This window comes from Emticicia soli, from assembly GCF_037860775.1.
In the GTDB taxonomy this organism is placed as follows: Bacteria; Bacteroidota; Bacteroidia; order Cytophagales; family Spirosomataceae; genus Emticicia; species Emticicia soli.
Map to the genome: position 1 here is coordinate 103,090 of NZ_JBBEWC010000005.1, position 15,589 is coordinate 118,678.

At 39.1% G+C, this 15,589-nt stretch carries 14 protein-coding genes; 2 read left to right on the plus strand and 12 right to left on the minus strand.

From position 1 onward, the window contains the following. Window positions 1-54: 54 nt before the first annotated feature. Window positions 55-561 (minus strand): hypothetical protein, encoded by a 507-nt coding sequence (locus tag WAE64_RS08325; protein ID WP_340235802.1) that lies wholly within the window; start codon window positions 559-561, stop codon window positions 55-57. Window positions 562-674: 113 nt separating this feature from the next. Continuing rightward, the gene (locus tag WAE64_RS08330; RefSeq protein WP_340235803.1) at window positions 675-1,385 is read right to left on the minus strand and encodes a carbohydrate-binding family 9-like protein; all 711 of its coding nucleotides are present in this window, start codon (window positions 1,383-1,385) and stop codon (window positions 675-677) included. A 159-nt stretch (window positions 1,386-1,544) separates the two neighbouring features. Here WAE64_RS08330 and WAE64_RS08335 point away from each other — a divergent pair, with 159 nt between their 5' ends. After that, entirely contained in the window at window positions 1,545-2,423 is an 879-nt protein-coding gene (locus WAE64_RS08335; RefSeq protein ID WP_340235804.1) for a PIG-L deacetylase family protein, read from the plus strand. A 62-nt stretch (window positions 2,424-2,485) separates the two neighbouring features. On the opposite strand, the gene WAE64_RS08340 is transcribed toward WAE64_RS08335, so the two are convergent. The 9 genes from WAE64_RS08340 to WAE64_RS08380 all read right to left on the minus strand — a co-directional run bounded on the left by WAE64_RS08340 (window position 2,486) and on the right by WAE64_RS08380 (window position 12,073). Next, window positions 2,486-4,348 (minus strand): penicillin-binding transpeptidase domain-containing protein, encoded by a 1,863-nt coding sequence (locus WAE64_RS08340; protein WP_340235809.1) that lies wholly within the window; start codon window positions 4,346-4,348, stop codon window positions 2,486-2,488. Window positions 4,349-4,686: 338 nt separating this feature from the next. Then, window positions 4,687-4,872, minus strand: coding sequence for a hypothetical protein (locus WAE64_RS08345; RefSeq protein ID WP_340235812.1), 186 nt, complete (start codon window positions 4,870-4,872; stop codon window positions 4,687-4,689). An 82-nt stretch (window positions 4,873-4,954) separates the two neighbouring features. Beyond that, window positions 4,955-5,740, minus strand: coding sequence for an XRE family transcriptional regulator (locus WAE64_RS08350; protein WP_340235814.1), 786 nt, complete (start codon window positions 5,738-5,740; stop codon window positions 4,955-4,957). Between the two features lie 132 nt (window positions 5,741-5,872). Then, entirely contained in the window at window positions 5,873-6,769 is an 897-nt protein-coding gene (locus tag WAE64_RS08355; protein WP_340235816.1) for a DUF6454 family protein, read from the minus strand. Between the two features lie 94 nt (window positions 6,770-6,863). Next, window positions 6,864-9,467, minus strand: coding sequence for a DNA gyrase/topoisomerase IV subunit A (locus WAE64_RS08360; RefSeq protein WP_340235818.1), 2,604 nt, complete (start codon window positions 9,465-9,467; stop codon window positions 6,864-6,866). A gap of 133 nt (window positions 9,468-9,600) precedes the next feature. Further along, a complete protein-coding gene (locus WAE64_RS08365; protein WP_340235820.1) occupies window positions 9,601-10,296 on the minus strand; it encodes a superoxide dismutase in 696 nt (231 codons plus the stop codon). Between the two features lie 53 nt (window positions 10,297-10,349). Next, window positions 10,350-11,045 (minus strand): phosphoribosylanthranilate isomerase, encoded by a 696-nt coding sequence (locus tag WAE64_RS08370; protein WP_340235822.1) that lies wholly within the window; start codon window positions 11,043-11,045, stop codon window positions 10,350-10,352. Between the two features lie 47 nt (window positions 11,046-11,092). Further along, window positions 11,093-11,707, minus strand: coding sequence for a recombination mediator RecR (gene recR, locus WAE64_RS08375; protein WP_340235824.1), 615 nt, complete (start codon window positions 11,705-11,707; stop codon window positions 11,093-11,095). Window positions 11,708-11,779: 72 nt separating this feature from the next. Further along, window positions 11,780-12,073 (minus strand): ATP-dependent Clp protease adaptor ClpS, encoded by a 294-nt coding sequence (locus WAE64_RS08380; RefSeq protein WP_340235827.1) that lies wholly within the window; start codon window positions 12,071-12,073, stop codon window positions 11,780-11,782. Between the two features lie 206 nt (window positions 12,074-12,279). On the opposite strand from WAE64_RS08380, the gene WAE64_RS08385 reads away from it, so the two are divergent. Further along, window positions 12,280-13,749: a sodium:solute symporter gene (locus WAE64_RS08385; RefSeq protein ID WP_340235829.1), complete on the plus strand. Its 1,470-nt coding sequence runs from the start codon at window positions 12,280-12,282 to the stop codon at window positions 13,747-13,749. A gap of 77 nt (window positions 13,750-13,826) precedes the next feature. Here WAE64_RS08385 and WAE64_RS08390 read toward each other — a convergent pair whose 3' ends face one another. Continuing rightward, a complete protein-coding gene (locus WAE64_RS08390) occupies window positions 13,827-15,089 on the minus strand; it encodes a nucleoside permease (protein ID WP_340235831.1) in 1,263 nt (420 codons plus the stop codon). Window positions 15,090-15,589 lie beyond the last annotated feature (500 nt).

Below are 15,589 nucleotides of genomic sequence, written 5' to 3' on the forward strand. Positions count from 1 at the left end.
TTTGAAAAATGCCAGCTCAATGTTCAATCATAAAAGAGTGAGCTGGCTTTTGATTTATTTAGCTATAAATCGTCGCCAACCTATATAAATAAGAACAAAAAGTACGGCGAAGATTCCTAATAAATATTGAAAAGGCATATACGAAAAAACCACAATATGTACTTTTTCAAGCAACCACATCAGAAACATAGTAGAAAAAAGCATAAACCACAAACCCGAAATTTTATTAAAACCCGGAATAAGTGATAAATCGACGTTTCGGCGAATAATGAATATCGTAACGAGCATTACTACAACAGGTAGAATCTGCATATAAACGTCGGTCTGCATCACATCACCTCTTTGAAACAGAAAAAAGTAAATATTGAGCGCTACTGCAAAAATACCGGGCACACTTACCAGATAAATGAGAATAGCATAGAGGTATTTCCAGGGAGAAAGGTGCCCTTCGCCTTTACCCAAAAAGCCAGCTACAACAGCCGCCATAGGAATAATCAGAAAATAAAAGAGCAAAAAACCAGGGTTTTCGCCAATTCGCTGAAAAAGTTGTTGTAAGGTCATTCGTGAGTTCTATTTTGGGCAAATGTAAAATATTTTTCAAGAAAAAAGCAAGGTTTACTGATAATAGGCCAAAAGACCTTGCTACCGTACACAGGTCTTGACGAATAATAGCATCAATCGAAAATAAAAGTACCAAACTTCTCATAGTCATGAAAACTCGGGCCTGTCAATTGCCACGACCACGTTGAGCTTTTATTATCATAATCTATTCTATACATATTTGCTCGCCACTTAGTGCCTTTTTTAGGTGGAACATTGTTCAAAGGTTTTAGCAAAGCATAAGGAATAAAAAACTCGGCATTCCAGCCTGTAATAACATTATTTTTGGTTTCGATATAAGTTGCATGTCGGGTCTTTCTATCGCCTTCATAGTGCCAGGGGCGCCAACCCAGAAATGTGCCTTTCGTGTTGGGTACTAAAATAGGCAGCTCATAATTATGTGGCGATAGCTCGTATTCAAAATAGATAGGCAGGCTTTCATCTGTCCACAAAAATACTTCTACTACATCTTCCAGATACAGATTGGCAAAATCTTCTTTCATGGTTGAGGTAATGAGTGAGTCTTGGCAATGAAACAGAAAATAAATGCCTGTATCTGAATACAATACTTTGGTATCAGTATTATAGATTTTTCCTTCTTTTCGGCGTTGCGTTAAAGAAACCCAGTTGGTTTTTGTCCAATATGTACCTGTACCTTTGCCATCTACTTCAAAATCTGGTATTTTCGGAATAGTAAGTGTACCTGTATCAGCTGTTTTTTGAGCTTTAACAGTAAGTGCTGAGCTTAAAAGAATAATGGCGAAAAAAGAATATATTTTATTCATAAAAAATTGTATTTTTTTGTGTGCTGAATAGATTGTAAACAATACGAAAATATTATATTTTTAGTGGTAATTTAGTAAGAGTATGTTTAAATTTTATTATTCTGCCTTAGAAGTAATTTTTAAAGATACTCTAGTATTCAACCTTTTAACCAAAAAACTATGTTAAGACGTATATTCCTGCTAGCCTTTCTGCTGGTAAGTGCTACAACTTACAGCCAGACACAAAAACCTTTAAGGATTATTATGATTGGCGCTCACCCCGATGACTGCGATTTGAAATCAGGAGGAGTAGGTATTTTATTTGCAAAAATGGGTCATGCCGTAAAATTTGTTTCGGTAACCAATGGCGATGCCGGGCACCAGAGCCAAGGTGGTGGCATATTAGCCAAACGAAGATTGGCCGAAGCAAAAGAAGCAGGCCGCAGATTTGGTGTAGAGTATGATGTACTCGATAATCATGACGGTGAACTATTGCCCACCTTGAGTGTAAGACTTCAGATTATACGTAAAATAAGAGAGTGGGGAGCCGATGTAGTAATTGCTCCTCGCCCGAACGATTATCACCCCGACCACAGATATACAGGCGTATTGGTGCAAGATGCTGCTTATATGGTTGGTGTGCCAAACGTAGCACCTGATATTGAGCCATTAAAGAAAAATCCGGTTTTCTTGTATTTTCAAGACCATTTTCAAAGACCAAACCCATTCAGACCCGATGTAGTGGTTGATATTTCGGCAGTATATGAGCAAAAAGTTTACGCACTAGATGCTCATGTTTCGCAGGTATATGAATGGTTGCCTTGGATTGGCGGTTTTCTGGACCAAGTACCTAAAGGAGATGCTGAAAGGAAAGCATGGCTTGCCAAAACAAGAGCGGTAGCTATTACACCAGAAGCAAGAACTTCGCTCGAAAAATGGTATGGTAAAAGCTATGCAGCCAATGTAAAACATGCGGAATCTTTTGAGATTTGTGAGTATGGTTCACGACCAACAGACGAGGATATCAAGCGGCTATTTCCGATGTTGAAAACTCAGTAAATAGCTTATAAATAAAAATACCCCTTTCCGAGGGGTATTTTTATTTGCTTATTAGCAAGTTCTTAATTTTCAGGAGTACCACTTTTAACTGGCTGAGCACCACGGCTTGCAGTTGTACGATAACTGGTATTCATGATTTGCTCTACGTACTCTTTACGTTTAATATCTCGTTTGATATATTTTTCTATCAATAAGGCTGCAATAGGCGCAGCGGCTCGTGCACCCCAGATACCATTTTCTACTACTACGGCAATGGCAATTTTAGGGTTCACACGTGGTGCAAAGGCTATAAAAAGGGAGTGGTCACCACCTTTTTTGTTTTGTGATGTTCCTGTTTTACCACATACTTCAATTCCTTCCAGCCGTGCCACACGGCCTGTACCGTGTTCAACCACATCATACATACCATCTACAACAGGCTCAAAATGACTGGCGTCAATATCTGTTTTGTGTACTTTAACTAAATCGGCATCTACACCACCTGAAGGTTTACCGATTCCTTTTACCAGGTGAGGGGTTCGCCAATAGCCTCGGTTTGCCAAAGCAGCACAGAAATTAGCTAGCTTCAATACATTTACCCCAAGTTCTCCTTCACCAATACTTAACGAGTAAATATTAGAGAATTTCCATTGGTTTTTGCCATATACTTTGTCGTAACGTTCAACACTTGGCAAGAGTCCGGCTTTTTCGCCCGGTAGGTCAATTCCTAATTTAACACCAAAGCCAAATTTCTCCATCATGGTATGCCATACTGCAAGGCCATCACGTGCCGAAAGAAAAGGACTTGAAATATTGTTGTTACCTATAATTTTCTTGAAAACATTAAAGAAATAAGGGTTACAAGAGTTCTGGATAGCATTGTGCAAATTGGCTGTATGAAACGCCGAGTGCCCGTGGCAAGCCATAGGAGCCGGAAAGCCAGTAAAAGAAGTAGTAGGCGTTATAACCCCAAGCTCTAAAGCAACGGCCGATTGAACCAGCTTAAATGTAGATCCCGGCCGATAAAAAGAGTTGGTTACACGGTTGAGCAGTGGTTTATCAGGGTTAAGCGATAGTTCTCTGAATTTGGCAGAGAAAAGCCTGCCTGAAAGCTCGTTAGGGTCATAGGTTGGATACGAGCCCAAAGTCAGGATTTCGCCTGTGCTTGGCTCTATGGCTACCACGCCACCTACTTTGTTCTGGAAAAGGCTATCGGCTAGTTGTTGCACTTCAACATCAATGGTTGAATAAAGGTTTTTACCAATTACAGCCAGCGTATCAAACTCACCGTTGCCATAAGAGCCTTTATCTTCACCTTTTACGTTTACCATCGTAAACCTGATTCCTCGTTGCCCCCGGAGGTCGAGCTCATATTGCTTTTCTAAACCTGTAAGGCCAATATAATCACCTTTTCTGTAATATTTTGCTTCGCCCTGTTCGTCATATTGTTTCTTCGATAACTCACCGATATACCCAAGGGCATTAGCCATAGTATGAGCCGGATACGTACGGAAAAACGATTGTTCAAAATGAAAACCCGTAAAATTTACCATAGCATCGGCTACCTTGGCAAAATCTTCTTTTGATAATTGTCGTAAAAACAAAGATGACCTGTTGACCGAGTACTCTTTGGCCATGCGCATGGTACTATCGAAATATTGGCGTGTGATACCAAATAAACGGCAGAATGTGAGGGTGTCAAGGGGTTTTACTTTGCGGGGTGTTACGTACATATCATACACCTCAACATTGGCTACTAATAGTTTGCCGTTACGGTCATATATCTGTCCACGAAGTGGAATCTGTACGTCTCTTCTGATAGCGTTGGTTGAACCTAATGAGCGGTATTTGTCATCTATTACTTGTAGATATAGTAGCCTCCCGGCATAAATCATAAGTATAGTAAAAAAGAAGAAAAGGATAATTTGTTTACGATTCTCAAGCATTCTGTCTCAAAATTATATAAAGCACAACACGAATTTAACTAAGTTTTAGTTAAAATTCTTGCATTAAAACCAATAATATTTTTCAATGTCTGGCAAAACGTTCATAAACAGCTCAGTACGAATATCAGAAAATATAAATTTTATATACGTATAAGCATAGTAAAAAGATAGGGGAGAAACTAAATATTTTTATAAAACAGATGGAAGAGTAAAGAGAAACAGCCTAGCAGCAGCGAAAGGATAAATGTGATTTTAATTAAAAAAGTGGTGTATGGATTAGCTATTTCTCTCCGGCACTCTTCTAAGCAAATTCTGGGATTCAATCATAAAAAATATTTTTACCCCTTAACAGGTATTAAATTAAGCGAAGTTGGCTTTTGATAGCCCATTTTGGCAATTGTTGACTTTACCTTTTTCAGGGCTTGCTTTTTATTAGAGGCCGGCAGGAAATCGTGCATCTTAAAATCGATGCCCTCGGCCATATATTCATAAATTCTCATGCTCAGAAATTTAGCGGTTTGCATTTTAGGTTTGTTTAAATGAGTTATAAGATTTTTTTTAATAATCAAACAGCAGTTCTAGAGTCCCTTACTATCGATATAGACTTTACAACTTCATGTTTAGCTTAATAGTCTGTACATCGTACTGAATACTTTGTAAGACCGAAAACACTAAGTCAGAAGGTTGTCTGTCTGCAGGATTGAGGCTACAGACAAATTCCCATACTTCAAAAATTTCTTCAAAAGGCAGTTTGTACGGCATATAATAACTATTATCAGAGTGGAGCATCAGATACCCGTCTGATATATTAAACTGATGTATTCTTTTATAAACCAGCCCATCATTCTGGGTAAGTATTATATAAGTTTTACCATCTTTTATTTCAGATAAATTTTCAAGGTATTTACCTATCACAAATGCTCCTTTTTCTAAAGGTGGCATAGAGTCTCCAATAATCGGGAAACCCCGGTATTTACCATTGGCAATATACGGCAGCGAAATACGTGGCAGGCTCTGAATAAACTCGGGGTTGTTGTAGCCCGTCAGATAACCTGCCGATGCTTTTACAGGTACCAGCTCAATAAGGTCGTTTCCTTCTTTATCAACTACTATCGGAAATAGCACTCTTTTGCCACCTATCTCTATCAGGCTTTTCAGGTCTTTTACAGGTGTCAGGTCAATTGTTAGTAGTGTATCAACCGAGACATCGAAAAAACGGGCAATCGCTACCAGTGCTTCATTAGTAGGCGACGATTTTCCTTCTTCCCAAGAGCCAAGTGTGGTTCTTGGTACTTTTAAGGTTTCTGCCAAAGTTCCCTGGCTTAATTCTTTTAATTTTCTCAGATGAGCAATATTAAAAGCTAGTAATGTTTTCGTTGTACCGTTTTTCATTTTGCCGATATTTTCGGATTGTTATGCCGAAATATTCGGCAATAATAATAAGTAATTTTTAAACTACCAAATTTTGGAAGAAAAATTTTTGTTTTTTACAAAAGCTTAATATTGAGAGGTTTATGAACTGCTTTAGGGCTGTATTGCAGTTTCATAAATAAAAAGTGTAGAGGCTTTGTCGTCGTCAGGTACGAAATACGCTCTTATACCTTTGGCAGTGGATTCTATCCAGAACGGATTATTGGTCATCGGTAAGCCCGTTGGTGACCATAGACGAACAGGTACCTGATGGACAGGGCGGTAGTCTTTTAAGCTGATAAGGTCAAAGCCTCCTAAGCGGATACTCTGTTTTCCATCAGCGTATCGTTGAAGGCCCGAGCATAGCATTAGGTCTTTCCCCACATAGTGGCAATCCTGATAATCGATATAGAACGATGGATTAAGTATACGTAATTCGTCAGGCGAAGCACTAGCGTTGCTTACTTGTGTTTTTTTATTGAGCTTCCACTCATAAAAATTTCTTGAACCCCAACTAATGCCGAAAAGTGTATGGGCATTGGTGTTATGTACAATCCCACCGATATGTTCTTTAAAGCGCAGTACTTCTGTTGCTTGCAGCGTAGCGGGGTCAACTTTGTAGATAATAGATTGGCTATTAGGGCGATACTCGGCTACCGGCACCCATATTTGTTTACCGTCATAATCGATACCTCCGGGGTGATACATTGTGCCTTCGCCAAGGGTAGTTTGTGCCAGCAGTTTTCCGGTAGAATCCATTTTAAACAGATGCCCGATGCCTTCGCCCGGCTCTCCGTTCCGTGGTGGTTTTTGTACCTCAACCGAACTCATATATATAAAATCTCCAATCTTTACCATGCCTTGCGGATGATGGGTGGGGAATGAAAGGGGAATTGCTACAACCTGTTGCCATTCAGTATTATGCCTGAGTTTCTTTATCTTATCAATAAGTGTTTGTGCTTGCACAAGCGATTGAAAAAGGCAGAAGATAGCAAGAAATAGGCAGCGCATAATTATAGAATACTTAGGTTATGAATAGTAGAAATATAAAAGGGGAAACGTAAATTTCCCCTCATAATATAATTAAATCATTGTATCATTTGCATTAGAACAAAGCCAGTTGTTTGTCATTGTCTTCTCCTTCGCCAGATTCTGGTGGTTCTGGTGCTTCAGTTTGAATCCCGTTGCTTGCAGGGGCTTCTTGTTTTACCGATACCTCTTCAGGCTTTGGGTCAAGCATTTTTACCTCAACTACATCATATACATTCAGTTTCTGGCCGATAGCTTTCCAGCCTCTCACTTCTACAAACTCATCAACATTAATAGCCTGCGTTTCTACCGGAGCTTTTTTCTCAGCTTTGGTTTTGAGCGATATACGAGGATATTTGTCGGTGCTTACGGCTAACAAACGAGAGTTTTTAGTATCGGTTATAAACAAGAACTTCTTGTCGATAGTTGTAGTTTCGATTTTGAAACGCTTGATATAATAGATTTTGTGTTCGCCTTCGTAGTATAAGCAAGAAATGATTTTATCAGGCGAGAATTTTACTACTTTAGAAATCTCTCTTGGTTCGTAGCGGTTGGTAAGCTCAAAATTGGTTAACTCATATTGCCCATCTTTGTAGATAACCAATATGCGGTCTTCAGAGCCAAAGTTGCCCAAGTACAAGCCATGTTCATCTCTGTTTAGCTTACCTATCACGGCATCAAACCAGATATCAACACCACCTAAAGTAGATTTACCTGCCGATTTCAACACAACTTTTCTTACAGGAAACTTAGTGAGTACGTTCCCCATTGAGCTTCTGTTTTTGATAGCAAGCGTAGAAAAATCCCAGTCCAGTTGTTTTTTCTTGGCAGTTGAGTTGGCCGTCAGGTTCACTAATACGGTTTCTGCTTCGCCATTATCGTTGGCCGTAAAATACAAGACCTTCGACTTCGGATTACCCATCGTTACGTCATATTCTTTGTCACGCGTAATACCCGTTACAAAGAAACGCTTGGCATAAGATGTACCCGATTTAGCATCAACATAAATAACGTTGTAGATTTTGCGCTCATCGTTTTTGCGGAACACCGAACAATAGATGATGTCTTTACCTACAAATACTTTTTCCTGCACTTTTGTGATCACATACTTGCCATCACGCTTGAAGGCAATAATATCATCAATATCAGAGCAGTCCATAACGTATTCATCTTTTTTGAGACCATAGCCAATAAAACCACCCTCACGGTCAACATAAAGTTTCTGGTTGTTGGCAGCTACTACTGTTGCTTGTACAGCCTCAAATTGTCTGATTTCGGTTTTACGCTCACGGCCTTTGCTGTATTTCTTTAGCAGGTCTTTGAAGAAGCTAATCGTGAAACGAACAAGGTTCAGCAAGTTATCTTCTACTTCGGCTAATTCCTGCTCTAAGCGGCGCATTAGTTCGTCAGCTTTGAAAGAGTCATATTTAGAGATACGCTTGATTTTGATTTCGCACAAACGTAAAATATCTTCCTCTACAATCTCTCTATAAAAGTCTTTCTTGAAAGGCTCTAAACCTTTATCAATAGTTTGTATTACTGCTTCAAAAGTTTCACACTCTTCAATATCACGATAGATGCGGTTCTCGATGAAGATTTTTTCTAATGAACTGTAAAGTAATTTCTCTTTCAGTTCATGCTTTTTGATTTCGAGCTCTCTTTTCAGCAAATGCATGGTTTGCTGTGTTGAAAGACGAAGAATCTCACTTATAGAAGTGAAGTTTGGTTTTTCGTCAATAATCACACAGGCATTAGGCGAAATAGAAACTTCACACTCGGTAAATGCGTAAAGGGCATCAATCGTAATATCGGGCGAAGTATTCGGCGCAAGGTGTACAATAATAGATACGTCTTTGGCTGTATTGTCTTCTACTTTTTTTATTTTTATTTTACCGGCATCATTAGCTTTAATGATTGAGTCGATAAGCGATGAGGTTGTAGTAGCAAACGGGATTTCGCTGATAATGAGTGTTTTCTTATCGGCTTCCGAAATCTTGGCTCTTACTTTTACTTTACCACCTCTCGAACCATCATTGTAGGTGTTTACATCAATCATACCACCTGTCAGAAAATCAGGGTATAACTGAAAGGGTTCTTTTTTCAGGCAAGCAATAGATGCTTCGCACACTTCAATAAAGTTATGCGGCAGTATCTTGGTCGAAAGCCCAACGGCAATACCTTCAACACCTTGTACCAACAACAAAGGGAACTTAGCCGGAAGGTTAATAGGCTCACGCTTACGCCCATCATAAGACATCTGCCATTCGGTAGTATCTTCATTAAAGAGCACATCGTTGGCAAATTTCGATAGCCTTACCTCTATATAACGAGGGGCAGCGGCGCCGTCTCCGGTGCGTATGTCTCCCCAGTTACCTTGTGTATCTAGCAAAAGGTTTTTCTGACCCATAGAAACAATGGCGTCTCCGATAGAGGCATCACCGTGAGGGTGGTATTGCATGGTAGACCCAATAACGTTGGCTACTTTATTGAAGCGGCCATCGTCCATTTCTTTGAGTGCATGCATAACTCGGCGCTGTACCGGTTTTAGTCCATCTTCGATGGCAGGTACAGCACGCTCTAAAATTACATAAGATGCGTAGTCGAGAAACCAGTTCTCAAACATGTCATCAATAACTTCTTTTTGTTGAAGCGGATCGTACTTAGGATTTTGTTCACTCATGGGAGTCAATACAAGAAAGCATTAAATTATAGCAAATATAGCAAAAAAATAGTAAATATCAGCCTATAATAGGCAAAAAAGGACTTACTGTGTGTAAATCCTTTTTTGCGTTTTTGATACAAATATTTTATCTTCAGGCAGCGTCAAAGTTTTCGCTTACCTTATCCCAGTTTACTACATTCCAGAATGCACTGATATAATCGGCACGTTTGTTCTGATATTTCAGGTAGTACGCATGTTCCCAAACGTCGATACCCAAGATAGGCGTACCTTTGTCTGCTGCTACGTCCATCAACGGATTATCCTGATTGGCTGTCGATGTGATTTTAAGTTTTTTATCTGGGCCAACAATCAACCATGCCCAACCCGAACCAAAACGGGTGGTAGCTGCTTTGTTGAATTCTTCTTTCATTTTATCGAAACTGCCAAAAGAACTATTAATAGCCGAAGCCAATTTACCTTTAGGAGTTCCACCGCCTTTAGGGCTTAATATTTGCCAGAAAAACGTATGGTTCCAGTGGCCACCACCATTGTTTCTAACTGCTACCGGATATTTGCTAATATCTTTGATTAGTTGCGGAAATGGTACTTTTTCCATATCTGTGCCGGCAATGGCTTTATTCAGATTATCGACATATGCTTTATGATGGCGGTCATGGTGAATCTCCATCGTAAGTTTATCTATATGAGGCTCTAGTGCATCGTTGGCATACGGAAGAGGAGCCAGGGTGTACATACCTTCGAAGCTAACAGGCTTAGCAAAAACATCACCCATTTTTAATAAGAAAGAGCTTCCGACAATTGCTTTGATGAAATCTTTTCTGTTCATGGTTTGCGCAGGGATTTATAATAAATGAAATATGAAAGGCACAAATATAAGGCTTAAAGCTTATAAACCTCGTTAAAAAATGCTTCTAATTTAAACAAATCCAGATGCCCGTTTGTTCGAACACCGCTGCACAAATCTAAGCCGTAAGGTTGTACATTATCGATAGCAGCTCTTACATTTTCGGCCTTTAAGCCCCCTGCCAGAAACACCGGAACCTTGGCTTGCTCTACAATTTTACGGCTCAGAGCCCAGTTATGTACACGGCCTGTGCCACCCAACTCTTTTACCGAAAGATTGGGATTGCCCGAATCAAGCAGAAGTGCATCTACGTGCTCGGCAATAGCCAGTGCTTCGTCGATACTTTTTTCATCAACTACATGTATCACCTGTACTATTTTTACAGTTGGAATCTCATTCCTAAAATCGGTATAAGCACCGGAGCTAATGGCATCAACAATCTGAACAACATTACTATTTACAGTTTTCTGATGCTTAATAATGGCTTTAGTGTCGGTCCGGCTTGTAAGTAGAAATGATGCTACGGGTGGAGGGATAGTAGCCACAATTTCACGGATTAGCTCATCGGCAATAGGGCCGGGGCCGCTAGGCATTTTGGCTACCAAACCTAATGCTGATGCACCAAAACTGATAGCATCTTGTGCCTCCTGAATACTGCTGATACAGCATATTTTAATGCGAGGAAAGCTTTTAGCTTTAGGAAAAGCAGCAGGTTGATCTTGTTTTATCATGGGTTTGTGAAAATATATACTAGATATATTAGCATTTCTATATGCAATTATTCATAAGCTATACGGCTAAGGATACTGCGGCCGAGTGTAACTTCGTCGGTATATTCCAGGTCTCCGCCAATAGGAATACCCCGTGCAATAGTACTGATTTTAACAGGAAATGCTTTCAGTTTCTTTTGTAGATAAAAAGCAGTAGTATCACCCTCCATAGTTGGGCTTAGGGCAAGAATCACCTCCTGCACTTTTTCGTTTTCATCGGCTTGTTCGATGCGTTTCAGCAGTGAATCGATGTTTAAATCGTTTGGTCCAACGCCCATCAATGGCGATATGATTCCGCCCAGTACATGGTATAAACCTTTGTATTGCGCTGTGTTTTCAATAGCCAGTACATCGCGAGTATCTTCTACTACACAAATAATCTGCTGCTCACGGCGTGGAGAGCTACATATCTGGCAGAGTTCATCGTCTGAAATGTTATGACATTTGCGGCAGTACGATGTTTTGGTGCGCATGGCTACCAACGCATCGGCCAGAAGCTGTGTTTGGGTTTCTTCTCTTTTGAGCAAATGCAGAACCAGTCTCAAGGCAGATTTTTTTCCAATACCGGGGAGCTTTGAGATTTCAACGACAGCGTCTTCTATTAATTTAGAGGGGAAGTTCAATGTAATCAGACCTTTTTGGTGTAATTAATTATTGTTATGGATTTAATGTAATATCAGGGTACAGCGTATGTCTTATTTCAACATTACTTCTGCCGATATTTTTCTTCTGCAAATTTCGTTTCTCAGCGCAGCTAATTCTTCAAAATCACCTGATTTTACACCGCATTGGCCTTTGTAGTGAATAATGAGCGTACATTGCTCTGCTTGCTCAGGAGAATGCTGACAAACCTCGATTAAAGTTTCAATCACGTGGTCGAAAGTATTCACATCATCATTATATACTACCAGTTCCCATAACTTAATGTGTGCAATATCTTCGATTACTTCCTCTATGATTTCAACTTCCGGATTCGGTAATGTTGCCATTTCTATAAACTTTACTAATATTTTAATGTTAAACAATCTTAATGTTGATGATACACTTATTAACGAAAACAACAGACTCTATTAATACGTATTTTGTCTATTTTTATGCTAATATAATTCATTCTTCGCAAAGAGTCGTTTTGTTATAGCAAAAAAAGTTTTGATATTTGACCCAAATTGAAACAAATTAATAAACCTAAGCACCAATGAGTTCAACGCTTGCCCTGACCATTCTTGTCATCTATTTTTTAGTTCTGATTGCTATTTCTGTTTATACAGCCAGAGGCGCCGATACCAATACATTTTTCACGGCTAATCGTCAGTCTCCGTGGTATCTGGTGGCATTCGGTATGATAGGAACATCAATTTCGGGTGTAACGTTCGTTTCGGTGCCGGGTGCGGTCGGAAAAATCCAGTTTTCTTATTTTCAGGTTGTTTTGGGCTATGCCGTAGGTTATTGGGTAATTGCCACTATACTTATGCCGATGTATTACAGGCTCAACCTGATTTCGATTTACGGGTATCTCGAAAAACGCTTTGGATTCTGGGCTTATAAAACAGGTTCGGCTTTTTTCTTGCTTTCTCGCACTGTTGGCTCTGCCGTAAGAATGTACGTAGCCGTACAAGTACTTCAATTGGCTATTTTCGAAGATTTAGGCGTGCCTTTTGAGCTTACCGTAGTTATTGCCATGGCGCTTATATTTGTATATACTTTTAAAGGTGGTGTAAAAACAATTATTATCACCGACACACTGCAAACATTTTTTTTATTGACAGCCCTTGTATTGACAATTTATCTGATTGCCAAACAATTGAACCTGACAGCAGGCGAGGTGATTACTACAGTAACAGATAGCCCTTATTCTAAGATTTTTGTTTGGGACTGGGCTAATAAACACCATTTTGTGAAAGACTTTTTGTCGGGGGCGTTTATTGCCATGACCATGACGGGGCTAGACCAAGATTTGATGCAGAAGAACCTTACCTGTAAAAGTATTGGCGAAGCCCAGAAAAATATGTTTTGGTTTTATGTTGTACTGGTATTTGTAAATCTCTTATTCCTGAGCCTTGGCGTGTTGCTTTATGTGTATTCAGAACAAATGGGTTTCCCGATACCTGCTAAAACTGATGACTTATATCCGGCATTGGCATTGGGGAATCATTTTGGTACTTTGGCAGCGGTTACGTTTTTATTGGGTATTACGGCTGCTACTTATGCCAGCTCTGACTCGGCCCTTACAGCCCTTACAACCTCTTTTTGTGTTGATTTTCTGAAATTTGAAAACCGCTCAGAAGCCGAAAGACAAAAGCTAAAACATTGGGTACATATTGGGTTTACGGTGGTTTTTATTATTGTAATAGTGATATTTAAGGCATTAAATAGCCAAGAGGTTATTTCGGCCGTATTTAATATTGCAGGCTATACTTATGGGCCTTTGCTGGGCTTATTTGCTTTTGGCTTATATCTCAAACGCCCTGTAGTAGATAAATTCATCCCGTTTGTATGTATTGCCTCGCCATTCCTGACTTATCTAATAGAAGAAATAAGCATTAGCCAGTTTTCGTTTGAGTTTGGGTTTTCTAAACTCATGCTCAATGGTTTTATTACATTTGTAGGTATGTGGGCGTTTTCGAAAAACACGCCGCAAGAAGTAAAAGAAAATGCATTAGCATAGAAGTTGTTCTGGGAGTAAAACATAAAAAGCGAGATACTGCTGGAGTATCTCGCTTTTTTATGGTAAAGTAGTATGTTTTAATGACCTTTGCCGATTTTATCGTCTACAAGGTTTTTTTCGTGTTTATGCTTAAATAAGATGGCAAAAAGCACCGCTACTACAAGCGAATAAGCGGCAAATGTAAGCCAAATGCCTTCCCATTGTTTGGTGCCATTAATTGTAAAGTATTTTTCGATAATAACTCCACTAATCAAACTTCCCGAAACCGCACCAAAACCATTTACCATCATCATAAATAAACCTTGAGCACTTGCTCGTATTTTAGAGTCTGTATAAGTTTCTATAAACAACGAACCCGAAATATTAAAGAAATCAAAGGCCATGCCATACACAATGCAAGATAAGATAATCATCCATAGGCCATTTCCCGGGTCGCCGTAAGCAAAAAGGGCAAAACGCAATACCCAGGCAATCATACTGAAAAGCATTACTTGTTTAATACCAAAGCGCTTCAAAAAGAACGGAATAGCAAGAATAAACAAGGTTTCAGATATTTGCGAGATAGACATAATAATAGCCGGGAACTTCACGGCTAGGGTGTCTTTGTATTCAGGAATCGTAGCGAAATCGTGTAAAAAGGTATCTCCATAAGCGTTGGTTAATTGCAAAGACGCACCCAAAAACATTGAAAATATGAAAAACAAAGCAATTTTACTGTCTTTAAATAGGCGGAAAGCATTTAAACCGAGCATTTCAGTAAAGGTCTTTCTGTCGGTATGGGCTGCTAAAGGAGGACAATTTGGTAAAGTAAAAGAATACACTGCCAATGTTACGGCTGCTCCGGCAGCAATATAAAACTGATTGGCCGAGGTTTCGTTGCCTGTAAGGCTAATTACCCAAAGGGCTATTACAAAACCCACTGTACCCCATACCCTGATAGGAGGGAAATCTTTTACAATATCGGTTTGGGTGTTGTTTAACACAGTATATGCAATAGAATTGGCAAGCGCAATGGTTGGCATATAAAAGATAACAACCAATAAAATAACCCAGAAAAAATCGCTTGGGTTATCGACCTGCGGTAGGTATATCAAAGCTGCTGCGCCTAATAAATGCAAAATGCCATAAAGTTTTTCGGCACTTAACCATTTATCGGCAATAATACCTGTTAGGGTTGGCATAAAAAGAGAGGCTATGCCCATAGTTGAAAAAATTGCTCCGAATTCTGCTCCAGACCAACCTTTATTCTGAAACCAGTAGGCACCTATAGTAAGAAGCCAACAAGCCCAAATAAAAAACTGGAGGAAATTCATGATAATTAACCTGAACCTGATACTCATTTTGTAGTTTTGAATTAGAAATTTTAGGTAAAGATAGTTTGTTTAAAAGAAGACTTGCTAAAAAAAGCTTATTATTCATAAACTCTGCTTAATTTTGACCACGCAAATCTTGATTGTTTAGCCTAAAAGCTGGCAGTACAAGTTGCAATAAAACTTACTAACTGCCGTTTTAAAACTAATATACTGCTGCTAATCTGATTGAATCAGTGACATATTTAAGTGAGCAAGATTCTGGTAATTTCCGTAGTACATTTTAAATAGTGTTTAGATATTTTATTAATTTTTAATATAGTTTATTGATAAATTTTACCTAATATTTCCGTTTTTGTGTTTATTTTTAAGAGTCCAGCCGTGAATTAAACAAATTTTCTTGAATTGAACACATTTTGGTATATTTTTTATATTAGAGTATGTGTGAATACAGTTCGATTTCAAAAGACACCTATATAGGGTCTGCTTTCCGGTCGACACAACAATACTCAGCGTGCGCTTATCTTTTA

Bases quoted from the DNA above. Each gene is read 5' to 3' on its own strand.
- WAE64_RS08325 (WP_340235802.1), bottom strand. From the start codon at position 561: ATGACCTTACAACAACTTTTTCAGCGAATTGGCGAAAACCCTGGTTTT.
- WAE64_RS08330 (WP_340235803.1), bottom strand. From the start codon at position 1,385: ATGAATAAAATATATTCTTTTTTCGCCATTATTCTTTTAAGCTCAGCA.
- WAE64_RS08335 (WP_340235804.1), top strand. From the start codon at position 1,545: ATGTTAAGACGTATATTCCTGCTAGCCTTTCTGCTGGTAAGTGCTACA.
- WAE64_RS08340 (WP_340235809.1), bottom strand. From the start codon at position 4,348: ATGCTTGAGAATCGTAAACAAATTATCCTTTTCTTCTTTTTTACTATA.
- WAE64_RS08345 (WP_340235812.1), bottom strand. From the start codon at position 4,872: ATGCAAACCGCTAAATTTCTGAGCATGAGAATTTATGAATATATGGCC.
- WAE64_RS08350 (WP_340235814.1), bottom strand. From the start codon at position 5,740: ATGAAAAACGGTACAACGAAAACATTACTAGCTTTTAATATTGCTCAT.
- WAE64_RS08355 (WP_340235816.1), bottom strand. From the start codon at position 6,769: ATGCGCTGCCTATTTCTTGCTATCTTCTGCCTTTTTCAATCGCTTGTG.
- WAE64_RS08360 (WP_340235818.1), bottom strand. From the start codon at position 9,467: ATGAGTGAACAAAATCCTAAGTACGATCCGCTTCAACAAAAAGAAGTT.
- WAE64_RS08365 (WP_340235820.1), bottom strand. From the start codon at position 10,296: ATGAACAGAAAAGATTTCATCAAAGCAATTGTCGGAAGCTCTTTCTTA.
- WAE64_RS08370 (WP_340235822.1), bottom strand. From the start codon at position 11,045: ATGATAAAACAAGATCAACCTGCTGCTTTTCCTAAAGCTAAAAGCTTT.
- WAE64_RS08380 (WP_340235827.1), bottom strand. From the start codon at position 12,073: ATGGCAACATTACCGAATCCGGAAGTTGAAATCATAGAGGAAGTAATC.
- WAE64_RS08385 (WP_340235829.1), top strand. From the start codon at position 12,280: ATGAGTTCAACGCTTGCCCTGACCATTCTTGTCATCTATTTTTTAGTT.
- WAE64_RS08390 (WP_340235831.1), bottom strand. From the start codon at position 15,089: ATGAGTATCAGGTTCAGGTTAATTATCATGAATTTCCTCCAGTTTTTT.